At 68.8% G+C, this 16084-nt stretch carries 22 protein-coding genes and 2 pseudogenes; 10 read left to right on the top strand and 14 right to left on the bottom strand.

The window, feature by feature from the left end; all coding sequences use genetic code 11:
- Window positions 1-202: 202 nt before the first annotated feature.
- The 4 genes from ACFU6I_RS25880 to ACFU6I_RS25865 all read right to left on the bottom strand — a co-directional run bounded on the left by ACFU6I_RS25880 (window position 203) and on the right by ACFU6I_RS25865 (window position 3293).
- Window positions 203-979, bottom strand: a complete 777-nt coding sequence (locus ACFU6I_RS25880; RefSeq protein ID WP_384370998.1) for a transposase family protein — start codon at window positions 977-979, stop codon at window positions 203-205.
- Window positions 980-1130: 151 nt separating this feature from the next.
- Entirely contained in the window at window positions 1131-1997 is an 867-nt protein-coding gene (locus ACFU6I_RS25875) for an LLM class flavin-dependent oxidoreductase (RefSeq protein ID WP_384370996.1), read from the bottom strand.
- A gap of 43 nt (window positions 1998-2040) precedes the next feature.
- A complete protein-coding gene (locus ACFU6I_RS25870) occupies window positions 2041-2496 on the bottom strand; it encodes a hypothetical protein (RefSeq protein WP_384370994.1) in 456 nt (151 codons plus the stop codon).
- A 359-nt stretch (window positions 2497-2855) separates the two neighbouring features.
- The gene (locus tag ACFU6I_RS25865) at window positions 2856-3293 is read right to left on the bottom strand and encodes a hypothetical protein (RefSeq protein WP_384370992.1); all 438 of its coding nucleotides are present in this window, start codon (window positions 3291-3293) and stop codon (window positions 2856-2858) included.
- Between the two features lie 341 nt (window positions 3294-3634).
- Here ACFU6I_RS25865 and ACFU6I_RS25860 point away from each other — a divergent pair, with 341 nt between their 5' ends.
- Complete coding sequence (locus ACFU6I_RS25860; RefSeq protein ID WP_384370990.1) at window positions 3635-4111, top strand: transposase; 477 nt, start codon at window positions 3635-3637, stop codon at window positions 4109-4111.
- A 303-nt stretch (window positions 4112-4414) separates the two neighbouring features.
- Here ACFU6I_RS25860 and ACFU6I_RS25855 read toward each other — a convergent pair whose 3' ends face one another.
- Window positions 4415-5338: a Ku protein gene (locus ACFU6I_RS25855; protein WP_384370988.1), complete on the bottom strand. Its 924-nt coding sequence runs from the start codon at window positions 5336-5338 to the stop codon at window positions 4415-4417.
- A gap of 190 nt (window positions 5339-5528) precedes the next feature.
- On the opposite strand from ACFU6I_RS25855, the gene ACFU6I_RS25850 reads away from it, so the two are divergent.
- Window positions 5529-5735, top strand: a complete 207-nt coding sequence (locus tag ACFU6I_RS25850; protein ID WP_384048069.1) for a hypothetical protein — start codon at window positions 5529-5531, stop codon at window positions 5733-5735.
- A 1-nt stretch (window position 5736) separates the two neighbouring features.
- On the opposite strand, the gene ACFU6I_RS25845 is transcribed toward ACFU6I_RS25850, so the two are convergent.
- Window positions 5737-5979, bottom strand: a complete 243-nt coding sequence (locus ACFU6I_RS25845) for a hypothetical protein (protein ID WP_384370986.1) — start codon at window positions 5977-5979, stop codon at window positions 5737-5739.
- A gap of 336 nt (window positions 5980-6315) precedes the next feature.
- On the opposite strand from ACFU6I_RS25845, the gene ACFU6I_RS25840 reads away from it, so the two are divergent.
- The 5 genes from ACFU6I_RS25840 (at window position 6316) to ACFU6I_RS25820 (ending at window position 10563) form a co-directional block, all read left to right on the top strand.
- The gene (locus ACFU6I_RS25840) at window positions 6316-6930 is read left to right on the top strand and encodes a transposase (RefSeq protein WP_384370984.1); all 615 of its coding nucleotides are present in this window, start codon (window positions 6316-6318) and stop codon (window positions 6928-6930) included.
- Window positions 6931-7365: 435 nt separating this feature from the next.
- A complete protein-coding gene (locus ACFU6I_RS25835; protein WP_384370982.1) occupies window positions 7366-8085 on the top strand; it encodes a hypothetical protein in 720 nt (239 codons plus the stop codon).
- A 161-nt stretch (window positions 8086-8246) separates the two neighbouring features.
- On the top strand, window positions 8247-8426 hold the full coding sequence (locus ACFU6I_RS25830; protein ID WP_384370980.1) for a hypothetical protein: 180 nt from the start codon (window positions 8247-8249) through the stop codon (window positions 8424-8426).
- Between the two features lie 215 nt (window positions 8427-8641).
- The gene (locus ACFU6I_RS25825; protein ID WP_384370979.1) at window positions 8642-8977 is read left to right on the top strand and encodes a hypothetical protein; all 336 of its coding nucleotides are present in this window, start codon (window positions 8642-8644) and stop codon (window positions 8975-8977) included.
- Between the two features lie 197 nt (window positions 8978-9174).
- Complete coding sequence (locus ACFU6I_RS25820) at window positions 9175-10563, top strand: hypothetical protein (protein WP_384370977.1); 1389 nt, start codon at window positions 9175-9177, stop codon at window positions 10561-10563.
- An 84-nt stretch (window positions 10564-10647) separates the two neighbouring features.
- On the opposite strand, the pseudogene ACFU6I_RS25815 reads toward ACFU6I_RS25820, so the two are convergent.
- Window positions 10648-11190: pseudogene (locus ACFU6I_RS25815) on the bottom strand (flavoprotein).
- A gap of 91 nt (window positions 11191-11281) precedes the next feature.
- Window positions 11282-11416: a hypothetical protein gene (locus tag ACFU6I_RS25810; protein WP_384370975.1), complete on the bottom strand. Its 135-nt coding sequence runs from the start codon at window positions 11414-11416 to the stop codon at window positions 11282-11284.
- Here ACFU6I_RS25810 and ACFU6I_RS25805 point away from each other — a divergent pair.
- The gene (locus tag ACFU6I_RS25805; protein ID WP_384370973.1) at window positions 11415-12446 is read left to right on the top strand and encodes a phosphotransferase; all 1032 of its coding nucleotides are present in this window, start codon (window positions 11415-11417) and stop codon (window positions 12444-12446) included. The two genes, ACFU6I_RS25810 and ACFU6I_RS25805, sit on opposite strands and share 2 nt — an antisense overlap.
- On the opposite strand, the gene ACFU6I_RS25800 is transcribed toward ACFU6I_RS25805, so the two are convergent.
- From ACFU6I_RS25800 to ACFU6I_RS25775, 6 genes and pseudogenes are all read right to left on the bottom strand, one after another.
- The gene (locus ACFU6I_RS25800; RefSeq protein WP_384370971.1) at window positions 12443-13477 is read right to left on the bottom strand and encodes a glycosyltransferase; all 1035 of its coding nucleotides are present in this window, start codon (window positions 13475-13477) and stop codon (window positions 12443-12445) included. The two genes, ACFU6I_RS25805 and ACFU6I_RS25800, sit on opposite strands and share 4 nt — an antisense overlap.
- Before the next feature lie 6 nt (window positions 13478-13483).
- Complete coding sequence (locus ACFU6I_RS25795; RefSeq protein WP_384370969.1) at window positions 13484-14098, bottom strand: hypothetical protein; 615 nt, start codon at window positions 14096-14098, stop codon at window positions 13484-13486.
- Entirely contained in the window at window positions 14092-14214 is a 123-nt protein-coding gene (locus ACFU6I_RS25790; RefSeq protein WP_384371000.1) for a hypothetical protein, read from the bottom strand. The genes ACFU6I_RS25795 and ACFU6I_RS25790 overlap by 7 nt, the downstream gene beginning before the upstream one ends.
- Before the next feature lie 26 nt (window positions 14215-14240).
- A pseudogene (locus ACFU6I_RS25785) lies at window positions 14241-14358 on the bottom strand (IS5/IS1182 family transposase); the annotation flags it as partial.
- A 78-nt stretch (window positions 14359-14436) separates the two neighbouring features.
- Window positions 14437-14568 (bottom strand): hypothetical protein, encoded by a 132-nt coding sequence (locus tag ACFU6I_RS25780; RefSeq protein ID WP_384370967.1) that lies wholly within the window; start codon window positions 14566-14568, stop codon window positions 14437-14439.
- Between the two features lie 21 nt (window positions 14569-14589).
- The gene (locus ACFU6I_RS25775; protein WP_384370965.1) at window positions 14590-14727 is read right to left on the bottom strand and encodes a hypothetical protein; all 138 of its coding nucleotides are present in this window, start codon (window positions 14725-14727) and stop codon (window positions 14590-14592) included.
- A gap of 113 nt (window positions 14728-14840) precedes the next feature.
- On the opposite strand from ACFU6I_RS25775, the gene ACFU6I_RS25770 reads away from it, so the two are divergent.
- Both ACFU6I_RS25770 and ACFU6I_RS25765 read left to right on the top strand, forming a co-directional pair.
- Entirely contained in the window at window positions 14841-14963 is a 123-nt protein-coding gene (locus tag ACFU6I_RS25770; RefSeq protein ID WP_384370963.1) for a hypothetical protein, read from the top strand.
- A 153-nt stretch (window positions 14964-15116) separates the two neighbouring features.
- Window positions 15117-16028, top strand: a complete 912-nt coding sequence (locus ACFU6I_RS25765) for a GNAT family N-acetyltransferase (protein ID WP_384370961.1) — start codon at window positions 15117-15119, stop codon at window positions 16026-16028.
- Window positions 16029-16084: the final 56 nt, after the last annotated feature.

Here is a 16084-nt window from a genome sequence, read left to right as displayed (position 1 = left end):
ACCGTGGATATCACGCCGTTGAGAAGTGTGTACTTCCATTCGTCCATGCCCAGATCATGCCGGACCAGCGTGGGCGCGGGGTGTAGATCAGTGAAGCTTCGCCAACTTCGAACGTGCTGGTCGGAGGGGCTGGTGTGGTGCCTATTTGGGATGCTCACGCTGATCGCCGGCGACAGTCTGCGCTCTTGATCATCTGGCACGGTCAGCGGTTGACTTCGAGGTCGGTCAGGACGAGCAGTGCTCGCAGGAGGGCGGTGGCGCGGGCCGGGTCGGTGCGCAGCTTGGAGAGGATGCGCCACGACTTCAGGTTTGCGAAGCCGTGCTCGACGGGGGCGCGGGCGGCGGCCAGGACGTGGTTGGCCTGCTTCTGCCCGGGGCTGAGCTTTCTCGCCCGGGTGGCCTTGAAGCCGGTGACGATGACCAGTTCGTCGGGGTCGTCAGGCTTGTCCATGCCGAGGAAGCCGAGGTCGGCCAGGGCGCCGAGGCCCGCGGCCTTGAGGTGTTCGACGATCTTGTCGCGGCGGGCGGCGGTGGCGTCGTGGGTGCGTCCCGGTCGGCCGGAGGAGATCCAGATCAGTCTGCCCTTCTCGTCGGTCAGGGCGAGGAAGTGCAGGCCGTGGCGGTGGTGCTTGCCCGAGTAGTTGGGCCGGTCGTCTTTCCCGGTGCGGCGCACCGTGGGGATCAAGGTGCCGTCGATCAGCACCACCTCACCGCCCCGCCGGGCTATCTTGCGCAGGGCGCGGTCCAGCCGTTCGGCCTTCGCGGCGAGCAGGCCGATCATCTCATCGCGCCAACGGCGCAGCGTAGACTCCGCGACGTTGTTGCCGCCGGCCAGATCCAGCAGGCGCTGGTCATGCCGCAGCATCGCCAGCACGAGCACCGCGATCCGGCCCGGCGGCAGCGACCGGAACGGGGAGCGGATCGCCTTCAGACGGGTCCGTAGCAGGTCGGCGAGGTGGATAACCGTGCTCGTGGACACGGGGAGGCGGCACTGATACACAAGGGACACGGCGTCCCCGACGCATTCTTTGTTATTGCTCACACCATCTCAACGACCGTCGGGGGCGCTGCAGTTGCGTTCCGCAACCGGCCATCCTCACCCGGGCCGGAGGGCCCGCGGCGCTGGTCAACTAATTGAGTACCGGCGGCCCCGCCTCGATGCGCCGCAGCACCGGAGCCAGGCAGTCCACATCGGGGCCGGGATCGAGTTGCCGTTCGTCCCACCAGGTGGCACCTGCGTCGCGCAGCGGGCCGATCACGTCCTTGGCCTTGGCAGCGTCCGCCGGAGTGGCGCCGCCGACTACGAGGTCGAAGGGGCGCTGGGTGTCGTTTTCTCGATGACCGCGCGCATAGGTGATCAACTCCCGCACGTCCTTGGGGTCCGGCGGGTATCCATGCAGGGCGTTCTTGAACAGAGGCACCGCGCCGTCCCACCGCGCGGCCCGTCGCATGGGCGGACGGTTCGGCCAGAATCCTCCGATCCACACCGGCGGCCGGGGCCGCTGCACGGTCGCGGGCTGCAGGCTCACGTTGTGCGCCTGGTAGTGCCGACCGTGATGGTCGACGGCCTCGCCCGTCCAGAACCGCCCCAACAACTCCAGCCCTTCGTCCAGCCGCTCGGCAAGCACACGTCGATCGGTGGAGTCGCCGAAGCTGCCGTACTCGTCCTCGACCGGCCCACCCAGCCCCGCGGCGAAGACGACCCTGCCTCCGCTGAGGTTGTCCAGGGTGGCCACCTGCCGCGCGAGCTGCTGCGGCCGATATCGAGCTACCGGAGTGAGCAGCGTCCCCACTCGGATCCGTGACGTCGCGAGTACGGCCGCGGTCAGCAGCATCCACGCGTCCCCGAAGGGCCGCCCCGAGTACCCCCGGTAATGGACGTGGTCCCAGACGAAGAGCCCGTCCCACCCGGACTCCTCGGCTGCCGCCGCGACGGTTGCCACGTTTCGGGGGTCGGCGAAGTCGCCGAAGTTCGGGATATTGATCGAGAAGCGCATCCGGGCATCGTGGGCTATCCCCACCTGCCCAGGCAACGGGTTATCAAAGGTGCACGGCGTACCGGCCGTCTGGCTGTTTGCGCAGCCAGCCCCGCTCGGCGAGCCGGGTCAGCTTCCCCCGCAGCGGCTCCAGCTTGCCCCGCACCCCGATGTCCAGGCCCAACGTCTTGCCGACGGCCCGGGTCACCACCGGCGCCCGGGCCTGACGGACCGCGGCCAGGATGCGCTGGTACTCCGGCGGCAGCACGGCCTCGTCCACGCCGCCCTCACGGTGCGGGACCAGCAACACCGCACGTCCCGCCACCTGCACCTCGGCCGGTGCGGCTGCCGCCTGCTCGTCGGCGAACTGTTCGGCCATGCGCCGCCAGACCCGCTCGGCGACGGCGAGTTCGTCTCGCTCGTCCCGCACCTGATCAAGCTGCTTGACCAGCTGTTCTTCGAGTTCGTCCAGTTCCGCGCGGCGCGCGGCGATCCGTTCTGCGATCTCGGACTCCACCATGAAGCGGAGAGTAGGTGGCGCCGAGGCCGCGGCGCGGAGGAAACCGTAAAGTCGCCCCCCCAGACACCCCGTCAGATGATGACGACCGCAGACTCTCGCTCGCGGCCAGCGTGAGTACGCCCCACACCCCTCACGCCAGCCCCTCCGACCAGCACGTTCGAAGCTGGCGAAGGTTCAGTGAACGGCGAAGGGGTCGTTCGTTCACGGCCCGAGGGCATCGAGCGGCTTCACGCGGTGGAAATCGAGCTGCCACGCCACCGGGTGTTCCTCTCCAGGCCAGAGAGCGACCAGAACGCAGGTGTCGTGCTGCCCACGTGACGGCCGCCGTGCCCGAATCGTTGAGGTGAGCATGGGGGCGATTAACGGATGCCCTTCAGTCGGCGACACAAGGTCACAGTGGGCGCCGCGATAGCAAGCGCAAAGAAGACGCCGGCGCTGATCACGTACGATTCCGTCTGACCTTGACCGAGCGCGTACAGACCACCGGCTGCACCGCCGCCAGCAAGGCCCAGTGTGGGTGGCCAGTAGCCAGCGGCCAATCCGATGATCACCACCGCCATCGCCGGCATGCTTGCGAGAAAAAGCACCCACCCATGCAACTCGTAGCCGTCCGCTGCCACGCAGCCGCCGCGCGGTCCCCGCCTGCAGCCACCCTCGATGAGCCCGGCGATACCCCAGCTCACAGCGAGCCCCACCACGACGCCGATCGGGACCCACCACCAGCTTGTCTCGTCGAACGACCCGTTTCCCGACGAGCGCCCCGCGCCCGTCCTCGCCTTCCCCCTATGTCCCAGCACGGTGTGATTGTAGGGACCGGCGCAAGGGGCGGAGCAGATTCCTCAAGGAGTTCCCCGAGAGAGCTGTGCACGCGCAGCCGGACCCTCCTCCGGCAGTGGAGGGCGCGCGAAATCCGCCACAGGTGACCTGTCTCGCTGAAGGTGAGCCAGTCTCGGTCCATGTGAACCATCTGGTCGCACGTCTCAGAGCCTGTCGGGTGGCTGATCATGTGTGATGCGTGACGGTCGTGATCTGCCTTCGGGGCGTGGCGACGGCCCCGGAATGATCACGTGGTGTGTGCCAGTGCGACAACTCCGAGGCCGTCAGCGGCCCATGCTGTCCGTCCAGCCTGACCGATGAGATGTGGGAGATCATCAAGCCGCTCCTTCCCGTGCGTGACCTGCGAAAAGGCGGCGGGATGCGCAGGTACGGAGACCGGTTGGTGCTCGACTCGGTGTTCTACGTGCTGCGGTCGGGCTGCCAGTGGCGGATGCTTCCGCGCGATCTGATGCCCTGGGACGCGGCCCACCGCTGGTTCACCAAGTGGCGCCGGGACGGTACCTGGGACCGCGTCCATGACGAGCTCCGCCGCCGGGTCCGGATCGGGGCCGGGCGGGATCCGCAGCTTGCCGTCGAGGCCGAGTTCACCGACCAGCGCGACCCCGGACAGGCACTCGGTGGGCAGCTGGCCGGCTGCGGACAGGGTGGTGCAGGCGATCGCGAGGTCCAGGCTGGGGCTGCAGACGTCGTGCTCGCCGATGCGCATCTCAGCTTCGCCGGGCCTGGTTGCGCTCGCCGGCCTTCGCCTGAATCCGCGCAATGTCCATCCGAGCCCTGACGAGGACGGCGACTACGGCGAGGCCGCAGCTGCTCCGCTCGCACGGAGAGGACTCGTCGTCGTAGGCGAGGACGATCACAGTCCTCTCCGCGCGAGCGGAGGTGAGCCGATCGCCAGGCCGATGTAGACGCTCTGGTTGGCGTCCTTTCCGCGCGAGCGAAGCCGGATGCGTCCGCGTCGCCAAGGAGTACAAGGCCCCCCGTCGCGCCAGCGAAAGACGGACGTCAACGAGAGCTGACCGGCCAGTGCGCCGCCGCGTAGTGCTCGGCGATGCCAGGCACCGATCTCGGGGTGCTCGCGCAGTCAGGCGCTGCGCGGTTTCCGCCCAGCAGTCTTCTTCGCCGCAGCTTTCTTGGCTGGCGTCTTCTTCGCTGTCGTCTTCTTCGTGGCGACCGTCTTCTTGCGGGGCGTCATCTCGTGGACGGTGGCGCGCTCGCCGGTCTCCCCGCGGGCCTCGCGGGCCTTCTCCACGCTGGCGTTCAGGGCGGCCATCAGGTCGACGAGCTGTCCGGGCTGCTGCGCCTCGCCCTCAGCCGGTTGGGCCGGTTCCTTGCCTTCAGTCTTCGCCTCGATCAGTTCCTCCAGGGCGGCCCTGTACGCGTCCCGGAACCCAGAGATGTCGTCGGCGGTCATGGAGTCGATCAGCTGCAGGGCTCGCTCGATCTCGCCCTCATCCAGCTTGGTCTCCTTCGGGGCCAGCTCAGCGGAGTCGCGGATCTCGTCCGGCCATCGCATCTCGTGGAGCACGATGACGTTGTCGCGGACGCGCAGCAGGCCCAACCGTTCGCGGTTGTGCCAGGCGAACTTCGCGACGGCCACCTTGTCGGAGCGCTCCAGCGCCTTGCGGAGCAGGGTGTACGGCTTGGCGGCTACCTGCCCATCGGCTGCCAGGTAGTAGCTGTCACCGATTCGCACCGGGTCGATCGAGTCGGCGTCCACGAACGCCATGATCTCGATCGCCTTGGCTGTGGGCAGCGGCATCTGGTCGAGCTCTTCGTCCGTGACGGCAATCGTTTCGTCCTTGGTGAGCTCGTAGCCCTTGCCGATCTCCTCCTGCGGCACGACCTCACCGTCGATCTCGCACACCTTCCGGGTGCGGACTCTGCCCATGTCCTCCAAGTGGACCTGGTGGAAGCGGATCGAGTGATCCTCCGTAGCCGCAATCACCTTGCAAGGGATCGTGACCAGGCCAAAGCTGATGGCCCCGCTCCAGATCGTCGACGGCATGCATACCTCCAGGCCCCCCTGCGGTCCGGTCGGGCGGCAGTCCAGCCGCAGCCGGGAGAGACATCTCGGCCACCACCCGCACACCGATCCTCGTGCCTCATACACCGATCCTCGTGCGTCTTACACCGATCCGCATGCCGGACTGGGCCAGCCGGATGCGGCCGCCGACGCCCCGGGCCACCCTGGAGGCATGAGCGCCCCGATAGTCGTTTACGGCCCTTCCTCAGCAGGCGGTCGGGCGGTCACCATCAACGGTGCGATCGCTGGCCTCGCCCGCGACGACCGTGACCTCGTCGAGTTCCTGAGGTGGGCCGGCCTCGACGACGCCTGGGATCTCCTCGACGACCCGCACTGGATCGAGTGGCGCGGCGGACGGGCTCACCGGTACGAAGGTTGAGTCAGGTGCGGTACACCAGGAACAGGAGCACCCCGACTGCGATTGCGGCGGTGATCCACCGCTCGATGGAATCCATGTCCGCCCATCCCTGGGTGCGGTGGCAGTCGATGCGATCGCCGACCGGGGTGCGGCCCCCGTGATCGCTGTCTCGGTGAGCGGCCTGAGCGTCGAGCGCTTCGCCGTAGGTGCGAACGCGCGGGGACGTGGTGCGGCACTGTCCGCACCAGTGGCTGAACGATGCCATATCGGGCTGTCTCCTCGATATTGGTCACGATGCTGTGCCTTTCACGTGTACCGGGGCCTGGGGGCGGAGGGTGGTCACTTCGGGGTTTTTGGGCCAGGGGGTGTAGCTACGGGGCCGCTACGGCTGTAGGGGTGACCGCTACGTCGCAGGTCAGAGGCGTAGCTACATCGGTAGCTACAGATCCGGCGGGGGTCGGGGGCTGGAGGTCGGAGAGGGGGCCGAGTACACGTTCGAGGTCCTCTCGGTGGACCCCACGGGTGACGCCCTCAGGGCCACCGGGGATGGCGCACTTCGGGGCGCGCACGGAGGCCCTGGTGGGGACGCCCCGCACGTGCAGTGCGTTGCGCACCTGGATGGGGCCGCGGGTGGTCACCGATCCGGCCTCCCGGAGGGCCTTCACGACGGCGTTCAGGCGTAACCGGCCAGCCGCCCAAGGGCCGCACCTGGGGCCGGCGCGGAATCACTCCCACGGTGCGGGTGTCCGGCCGCAGCCGTGGCCGCCTCTCGGTGGCCGGTCTGCTGTGCTTCCGACCAGGCCTGCCCGCCCGCCTGTGCTACCGGCTTCGCCGGCACACCGGCCGCAAGGGCGATCGTCGCTCGATGAGCGAGATGGACTACATCCGCTTGCTCGACGGCGCCCACCAGCTGCTCAAGGCCCCGCTCATCGTGGTGTGGGACCGCCTGAACACTCACGTCTCGAAGACGATGAAGGCGCTCGTGACCGAGCGGGCATGGCTGACGGTCGTCCTTCTGCCCGGCTACGCACCCGACCTCAACCCGGTCGAGGGCTTATGGGCGCATATCAAGCGGAGCCTGGCCAACCTGGCCACCCGCACCCTCAGTGAGCTGGAGACACTGCTCCGCAAGCGGCTCAAGTCGTTGCAGTACCGGCACCGCATCCTCAACAGATTCCTCGCCGGAACCGGCCTCACCCTCGACAGACCGAACTGACCTCGAAGCGCCGAAGTCAGTAGTCACGGGCCTGGTGTGGACTGCGGGCGGGGTCTTGATCGTTCTGGGGTGATCGCCTGTCAGGTCCGCTCCTGGGTTCGTCCGGATTCGCCGACACCTTCGGTAGCCGTTCCGTTCCCCTTCTGGCCAAGGACACCGAGCGCGTCGTTGACTTGTTGGAACACAGCAACGGTTTTGTGAAGGGACAAAGACGTGCGCGCACGGGGCATCAACTACGACACCGGGTTCCTCCCTGGGGCAGAACTCTCCCGTAAGAGCTTCATCCCTGAGACGGTCCAGCACGACATGGTGGTGATCTCCCGGGATCTCCACTGTGACGCCGTTCGTATCTCCGGGCGAGAGCCTGAACGGCTGAGCATCGCTGCCCGACACGCTGCAGACGCTGGCCTTGAAGTCTGGTTCGCCCCCTTTCCCGTGGACCTTCCCCCCGACCAGTTGCTCCTGTTCTTCGCCGACTGCGACCGTCGGGCCGAAGCCGTACGGGAGGCTGGCGCCGATGTGGTGTTCGTTGCCGGCTGCGAGATCAGCGCGTTCTGCGGCGGTTTCCTCCCGGGCGACACCTACGGCGACCGTATGCGGGCCATGGCTGCCGCCGACATGGAGTGGTGGTCCTCCCTCGGTCCGGTGCAGGAGCGCCTCAACGAATTCCTCGCTCATGTCGCCGGGAGTGTCCGCACCCACTTCGGGGGGCGGGTCACGTACGCCTCCGCTCCCTGGGAGTTCGTCGACTGGCGTCCGTTCGACCTCGTCGGCATCGATGCCTACCGGGCTGCCTACAACGCCGACAGCTTCCGCGACGAGCTGCGTGCGCACCTCGCCCACGGCAAGCCCGTCGCGGTGACCGAGTACGGAACCTGCGCATACCAGGGCGCGGGAGAGCGCGGCGGCATGGCCTGGCAGGTGCCGCACGGCGCGGTGCCGGACGAGGAAGAGCAGGTGCGCTACTTCACCGAGCTGCTGGACATCTTCGAGGAGGAAGGCGTGGACACCGCGCTCTGGTTCACCTTCGCCGGTTACAGCAGGCCGGGGGAGCAAGACCTTGGCTCCTACGGCGTCGTCCGGATGCTCGATGAGACCCGCTGGGAACCGAAGAAGGTATTCCACACAATGGCAGGCAGGTATCAACGTAGCTGAAGCGCCAAGCCCCCAGCCCATGGCCGTGCCTGCTCTGCAGCGCCCGATCGTCCGTCAGGTCTGGGTGGGGACTGCTCGGAATCGCCGACGCGGCCGGTAGTCGCTCCCTACGCTCCGGAAGAACCGCTGGATGCGGTGAGGTGCCGGGAGGCGAGTTCGGGGTGGCCGATGTGCCGGTGTCGGTGATGGAACGTCGGGTAGTGCTGGAGGAGCGGGCGGAGCAGTTACGCAAGGAACTTGCCGGGACCGAGGCGGAGGTGGCCAGGATGGAAGCGGCCGAGGTCGTCTTCCGGCAGTACCCGGCCGACCGGGAGGACGGCCATTCCGGTCAGGAAGCCTGAGACCAGGCGTTGGAGGAGCCCACCGGCGGGAATGGTGCACCTGTCGCGGCCACGCCGGGGAGCCGGAGGGATGCTGCTGGTGCCGCACCGCACCGAGGGCATGGGCGTCGAGACGCTGCCGGAGGACTACCAAAAGCTCATGGCGATCGTCGCCGGTCGCACCGAGCCGGACCGTAGGCGCATCAGAATCCGCACTTCCCTTAAGGAGATCCCCCATGCCCGCCCCCGCCCCTCGACCCCACGTCATGGCCCTACTGTTCGACACGGACTTCGACCGACCGTCGGGTACCCGTATCTTCCGACATCTCGACGGTCGCCCATTTACCGATGAAGAACAGGCGCTCGCCGATAACGCCACTCTCGAAGAATTCCAGGCCGCCGGTGTCCGCGTCCACAACCCCGAAGCCGGCGCAGCCGCTGCCGAACTCGCGAAGCTGGTGCATTCCTACGCCCTGCGGAATCACCACGCCCTCGTCCAGTTCATGACCCACGAGGACATGCCCGAGTACGACCGGCTGTGTGGCATCGTCGTCGCGGGCGCCGATTCATGATCCACAAAAAACTGAGAGAACAGGCCAGAGGCCCATAACAGGAACAGCCGGCCGGTGGCGGGGCCGCCCCGCCACCGGCCGCGCGCTGTCCAGGACAGCCTGGGCCACGCGCCCCTGCGCACTTGCGTGCGCCACTCTCCCCGTCCGTACGGTCCAGTTGATGGCGAACTGCCCACTCACACCATGAGGGAGAGCTGTTGAAGCCGACCGAGGAAGTGCTCCAGGACCTGACCCAGTCCTCGAACGTCTCCGTCCACTCCGACGACTCGCTCGTAGGCAAGGTGGAGGCCGCCATCGCGGCGGACGACGAGAAGCGGAAGGAGAACGAGAACGAGCCGCTCCGTCGGAAGCCCGTCCTCGTCCCGATCCGGCAGACGGAGCTGCCCCGGCAGTTCGAAGTGACTCTCTGGGACGTACTCCACAGGCTCGCCCGGGCCACCTCCCTGTCGTGGCGCGGTGCGGGACGGGGACTGGCGGAGCACTGGGGTGCGCTCAAGTACACCCAGGCCCTGGCCGGCGGCAGCGACTCGTTCCTCGGCCTCACCGACGAAGGCCACCGCATCGCGGACCACTACAAGTCGCTGCAGTCCGGCGAGCTCGGCGTCGGCTTCGCGCTCACCTTCGCCGAACACATGCTGCGCCACCGTTTCCCCGACCACTCGGTGACGATCATCCCCGCCGGCACGGCATTACGGGCAGGCTGGGCCCTCACCAGCAGGGACAAGGGCGAGAAGGTGAAATACCGCTATCGTCCCCAGTATTTCGCCGAGATCTGGCGACCGGGCGAGCCATCCTTCGCCATCCCTCTCGCCTGCAAGGGCAACCACGGCAACTCCGCCACCTCCGCCGACCAGCTGGCCTCCGCCTCTGCCCACGCCGAAGCGGTCCACATCGGCGCGTGGAACAAGACTCCCAGCCTGCTGTTCAGCACGGAGCTCCCGACGGACGGGGGCACGATGACCGTCCACGCTCTCCAGGCACCGGGCCACGGAGGCCGACTGTCCCCGGCGGAGGGCCGGCAAGCGAACCTGAACGCCCCACCGTTCCAGGCGAACGTGATGCCTGACATCCACCCGCCGGCCAAGGGCCTGGTGGCGCCCGATCCGGTACGGGGCTGCCACGTGCAGCCGAAGGACTACGCCTGGTTCCACGAGTCCCTGGCCCACACCACGGCGGCGGGCCTCATGGCCTTCACCGGCTCCGGCCGGGCCACCGCCCGTCACCTGACCGACCGGCAGGGCCGCAAACGCTTCACCGGTCTCGAACACGCCGCCAGCACGAGCGTCCAGGACGCCGCCCACACGCTACTCGGGATCGAGTACGTCGGTACCGACCACGTCTTCCGGCTGAACGGCCCCCGCGTCGAGGCGTTCTCCGGCGTGGACAAGGACGTCTTCCGTCTCCTCGCCAGGGGCGACGTCGAGGAGTACCGCGCCATCGTCCACGCGGGCCGCCACACCAGCCCCCGACTCACCTTCGACAAGGACTGGGGCGGCCCCGTCTCCGTCCACGCCGACGGTTCGGTCTTCGCTCTGCGGTTGCTGCCGGGGCAGGACGAGGAATCCTGCCAGCACTCGTCTCGGTGACGTACCTCTGACGGCAGGTCCGTCCGGATGGCCTCTGGGCGGAGCGGACCGCTTGACGGCCAGGAATGCGCGCCTCGACCCGAGTCACCGTCCGAAGAGACCTGCGCTCCTGTCCTCCAGCAACTCCAACGCCTCCCCCCACCGGAAGCGTTCCGCTCCCCCGCCCGCCTTCGGACGGTGCGGCTCGTACGACCCGACCAGCACGCCCATCTCCCGCAGCTGCTCCAGGTTCCGGCCGTACGCCGGATGCGCGGCCATGGCCGCGTTCACGCACGGCAGCACGGCCGTCGGGATCCCCAGCCCGTACGCCTCGCACAGGATGCCCAGGGCGAGCGTGCCGGCGATCCCGGCGGCCCACTTGTTGATGGTGTTGAACGTGGCCGGGGCGACGGCGATGGCGTCGACGGACGGGAGCGGGCGCGGATCGCCGGGGCTGCGCCACGCCGAGCGGATCGGGTAGCCGGTCCGGGCCTCGATCGCGTCGGTGTCGAGGAACTTGAGACCCTGGGGTGTGGCTACGACACCGACACCCCAGCCTTACTCCTGCGCGGCGGTGATCAGCTTGTGGGCGTCACCCGCGATGCCGGCGGCGCAGACGACGACGTACAGGAACGGCTGTGCGGTCACTCGACGACTCCCAGTCAGCAGACGATCGTACAGAGGCCCAGGAAGCGTACGCGGCCGGTCCGTTCCTCCGGCGGCCCCAGCGCTCACCTCGTCATTGTCTCCTTGCCCGGATACCGGTCCTCGCTCGTGCGACCCCGTCGAGCACCATGGTGGTGATCTTTGCGCGGACTTTCTGCGCGAGCACTCCGAGCTCCCGTATCGTCGCCGGGGTGACCGGGGCTTCCATGACAAACAGGGTGAACCTCCCTTCCGATGATCTCGCCGTGCTGATCGGCGCGTTCGGGCTCGGCGAGGTGACGGCCCACCGCCACCTCGCCGAGGGCTTGATGAACGTGAACTGGCGGCTGGAGACCACCTCGGGCTCCTTCGCCCTCAAGCGGGTCACGGACGTGCCGCTCGACAGGCTGCGTCGGAACCTCGCGGTACTGCCCGGGCTCGCCAAAAACGGCGTGCCCGTGGTCGTGCCCGTGGAGGCGTCGTCCGGTGGTGTCGTGGTCGAGGCCGGGGGCAGCGGGTACTGCCTCTTCCCGTGGGCTTCCGGAGAGCACGTCCGCGGAACGGACCTTTCCCTCGCCCAGGTGGAGGCGCTCGGTGCGCAACTTGCCCGGCTCCACCTCGCGCTCCGGCGTGCCGTCGGCCTCGAGCGGCTACCGCCTGCTTCCGCAGCGGTGCGGGCGGAGGTCGTCACGCCCGAGCGGGCCGTCGAGAAGGCCGACCGGCTGGCCTCCGCCGTCCAGGAGGAGGGGGCGGGTGATCCTTTCGACGTCCTTGCCGACGACGCCCTTGTCAGGCGTCGGGGACTGCTCGGCGAGTACGCGCACCTGCGCCCGGGCGACGACGTCCCGAGGGGGCCGCACGGCTGGACGCACGGGGATTTCCAGTACCGGAACCTTCTGTGGGCAGGCGGCGAGCTGACCGCCGTCCTCGACTGGGACCGGCTCGGTGTCCGCCCGTACGCGGAGGAGGTCGTCCGTACGGCACAGGTGCAGTTCGGAGTGGAGGGCGTCTTCAACCTAGAACAGGTGTCGGCCTTCGTCACCGGCTACCGGTCAGCGGTCCCGTTGGAGCCGGCTGCCCTGCTCGATGCCGCACGCCGCCTGTGGTGGAAGCGGATGACGGACTTCTGGCAGCTCGAATTCCACTACTACCGGCACGACCTCTCCTGCGACGACCTGTTCGTCGCCGACGAGGCGCTCCTCCACTGGTGGACGGAGCGCCTCGACGGGGTGGAACGGACGTTCACCGGGGCTTCCTAGATCCCCATCCCCCGGAGCTCGGGCAGGCACGGGCGGGTGAACCGCATCGCTCGGTGCCGAGCCTGTCTTCCCAGGGCTTCGGCGTCGGTCTCGCGGATCGCTCGCCCCCACTCTTCGAGTCCGGCGGTGACGGGCAGGACGATGCCCGTGCCGCCGATCGCCTCCGGGATGCCTCCACGGTCGGTCCCGATGCTCGGGACACCGTGGAGGGCGGCTTCGACGATCACGCGTGGGAAGGCGTCCTCCACGGTGGAGGGGACCAGCAGCAGACGGTGGCTGCGGTACAGGGGTTCCATGTCGTACAGGCGGGGCACGTAGGTGACGTTCGGGTAGGCGGCGAAGTCGGAGGCGGTGTCCCACCAGCCCTCGACGAGGGTGAAGCGCTGTTCCGGCATGAGGCGGACGAGCCGGTGCAGGAGGTCCGCGCCCTTGGCGGATATGGGGTTGATCAAGAGCACGGCGGTGGTGCGGTGGTGTGCTTCCGCGGTCGGCCCTGGCGGGGAGAAGGGCGGGTACATCAGCTCGATGCGGGTTCCGGGCGTGTGTGGCACCCGGGTTCGGACGAACTCCGACACGGCCAGTCCGTAGTGGGGGCGGCCTGCGAGCACGCCCAGGCCCGTGGAGGAGACGGAGTGCAGCAGGCCGGCCACGAGCGCGGTCGGCCGGGCCAGTGCGGCAAGCTCCGCCGAGCCTTCCTGCGAGGTGAACACGGCCTCGGGGCGGAGCGCGGCCAAGAGGTCTCCGAAGACGTGCTCCACGTTGTTCTGCGACAAGGCCGCGCATTGGATCCCGTTCCACCGGTAGTGCAGAGCGCCGTCGACCTCGTCGTACGGGACGTGCTGGGCGTCCAGATGCACTCGCATCCCGGGGAGTTGGCCAGGGCCGCCCCAGGGGGCCTCGTACGAGCCGAGGTATGTCACGTGCCAGCCTGCGGCGGCGAGTTCCTCGGCGAGGAGCTGCTGTGTGACCTCGGCACCGCCGATGAGGAACGGGGGCGGGGTGCGGCGCCAGGCGAAGAGGGCGGTGGGCATCGGCGGTCACCTCGCCCAGTGGGTGACGAGGGCTTCCACGGCCTGGGCGACATCGTCCGGGCCCGCGTTGGCCGCCAGGACGGTGATCTCTCGGGCCACGGGCGGTCGGGGTGGGCGGACGAAGTAGTCGCGGGCGTGCCGGAGGAATCCGGGCTCGTGGAGGAAGTAGTCGGACTCGGCGGCAGTGTGCCCCGCTGTCTTGCGGCGCAGGTGGAGGGCTTCGGCCTGCACGTCGAGATAGAGGGTGTGGTCGGGGCGCAGGAAAGGCAGCGCTCCGAGCCGTTCGTGGAGCCGGTGGTGGACGTCGTACCCGAACAGGGCGTGCAGGGCGTACGTGTGGGCGAGGAGCGTATCCACGGACCGGTCGAGGACGACGAGGTCCCGGCCGCTCTCGGCGGCCTCGGCGACCCTGGTGGCCTCGATCTCCATGAACCTCTCGAAGGCTGCGAGTTGGGCCGCCGCGGAGTCGGTGCGGGCCGGTGGGATGTCGTCACGGTGGGCAATGTGCTTGACGTAGCAGTCGGAGACGAACGCTCGCGAGCCGAGATCGGTCTGGCGGAGGTGGCGTATCGCCGTGGACTTGCCGGCGTAGGAGGGTCCTTCCAGAGCGATGATCAGCACGTCCGCTCCTCCGTCCGGTAGAAGCGTTCGGCGTAGAGCCCGGGGCCGTCGAGGAGGTCGGACGCCGTGGTGAAGGCGTGCCGGATCGGCCGGTACATCTTCCGAGCCGGGTGCATCTGCGAACCGTGCATCCGCAGGACGGTCGGACCTTGCTGAGGACGCGCCAGTTCTTCAGGTGCGCGAAGCCGTGCTCGACCGGGGCCCGGACCGCGGCCAGCACCTTATTTCGACAGCTTCTGGCCCCTGGTCAGGGGCTTGTTGTCGAGATCGACGCCTCCGGCAAGATCTACGTGGCCTGGCAGGACTTTCCGCACCAGCTGCTCATCCAACGACATCGTCTACTCGACCTCGACGAACGGCACCACCTGGTCCGCGGTGACCCGGGTGCCGATCGGCGCGACCAGCAGCACGGTGGACCACTTCATCCCGGGCTTCGGCGTCGACCACGCCACCTCGGGCAGCACCGCCAAACTGGGGCTGTACTACTACTTCTACCCCAACAGCAGCTGCACCGCGTCGACCTGCCAACTGGAGGTTGGCTTCACCTCCTCCACCGACGGCGGCGCGACGTGGAGCGCGGCGCAGACGGTGGCGGGCCCGATGTCGCTCTCGCAGATCGCCTCCACCACGCAGGGCTCCGTGGTGGGCGACTACATGTCCACCTCCGTGGTGAACGGCAAGAGCGTGGCCATCTTCGCGGTCGGCCAGACGCCGACCGCGAGGCCAGGCCTTCGACGAGGGCATGTACATCGTGGGCGGCGGCCTCGCCGTCCTGGCGGGCACCGTCGCCACCCAGGCCGACCCGGTCGTCTACACCGCGCACACCGCCAACGGCAACGCCAGTTTCTACCGCAACGCAAACTGACCTGATCACAGGCCGCTGACCTGGTAGCACAAGGGGCCGGCCGGCCCGCGGCATCCCACCGCGAACCGGCCGGCCCTCCCTCATCGTCACCTACTGCCGCGGCGCCGCCTAAATCCGCTGGCCCCCATCGCCTCGTCCTGCGACAGTGCGAGGATGGACTGGAGAGCCGTATCCCCCGCGGACGTCGACGCCCTCACCGAGTTGCTCGGCCGGGACGAGGAGGCGACGGTCGGCCGCCGCGAGAGCGGGCCGGCGGAGGTGCGCAGCATGCTGGCAGCCCCCGGCCTCGACCTGGCCACCCGCACGTGGGCCGCGTCGGCCCCCAACGGCAGTCTCCTCGGCTTCGCCGCCCTCCACCCCGCGCCCCAGCCGGGCGAGCTGCGCGCCCAGCTGGTCGTAGCCCCGCGCCCAGAGGCACCTGCCGTCACCGCCGCGCTCCTGGACCGCCTCGACGCCTGGGCCGCCCACGATCTCCCCACCCACGACACACCGGTGACGCTCTATCAACTTCCAGGATGCCGACCCCGCGACCAACTCCTCAGCCGCGGCTGGACCGTCGTCCACAGCAGCAGCCGTCTCACCGTTGCCCTGGACTTCCTCGGCCTCCCCGAACACCCGGCATCCACGGCGCCCACGGTGCGCGTGGCCCGGAACGAGACCGACCTCCGCACCGTCCATTCCGTGCTGAACGAGGCCTTCACCGGCGACCCGGAGCACCCCCACCCGGACTTCGAGGACTTCCACCACGCCCAGCGCCGACGCGAGGGCTACAACCCCGACCTGTGGCTCCTCGCCGAACTCGACAGCGTCTCCGCCGGCGCCCTCATCGCCCGCGACCCCGTCGACCGCGCCTGGATCGCCTGGTTCGGCGTCCACCCTGCCCACCGCCGCCACGGCCTCGGCGCCCAACTCCTCGCCACCGCCTTCAGCCTCCTCCACGCCCGCGGCCACCGCACGGTCGGCGTCGACGTGGACACCCACAACACCGGCGCCATGCAGGCCTACACCTCCGCCGGCATGACCCTTCTCGGCGCGGCCGACCTGTGGCGCAGGACCTACGTCTGAACCCGGCGCCCGCCCTGCGTCTGGCAGGGCGACGCCGCCGGTGGTAGGCCCAGGCG

The organism is Streptomyces sp. NPDC057486, assembly GCF_042802415.1.
GTDB lineage: Bacteria > Actinomycetota > Actinomycetes > Streptomycetales > Streptomycetaceae > Streptomyces > Streptomyces yanii.
Note: the sequence above shows the minus strand (reverse complement) of the source record. Positions and strands in the feature narration are given on the sequence as shown.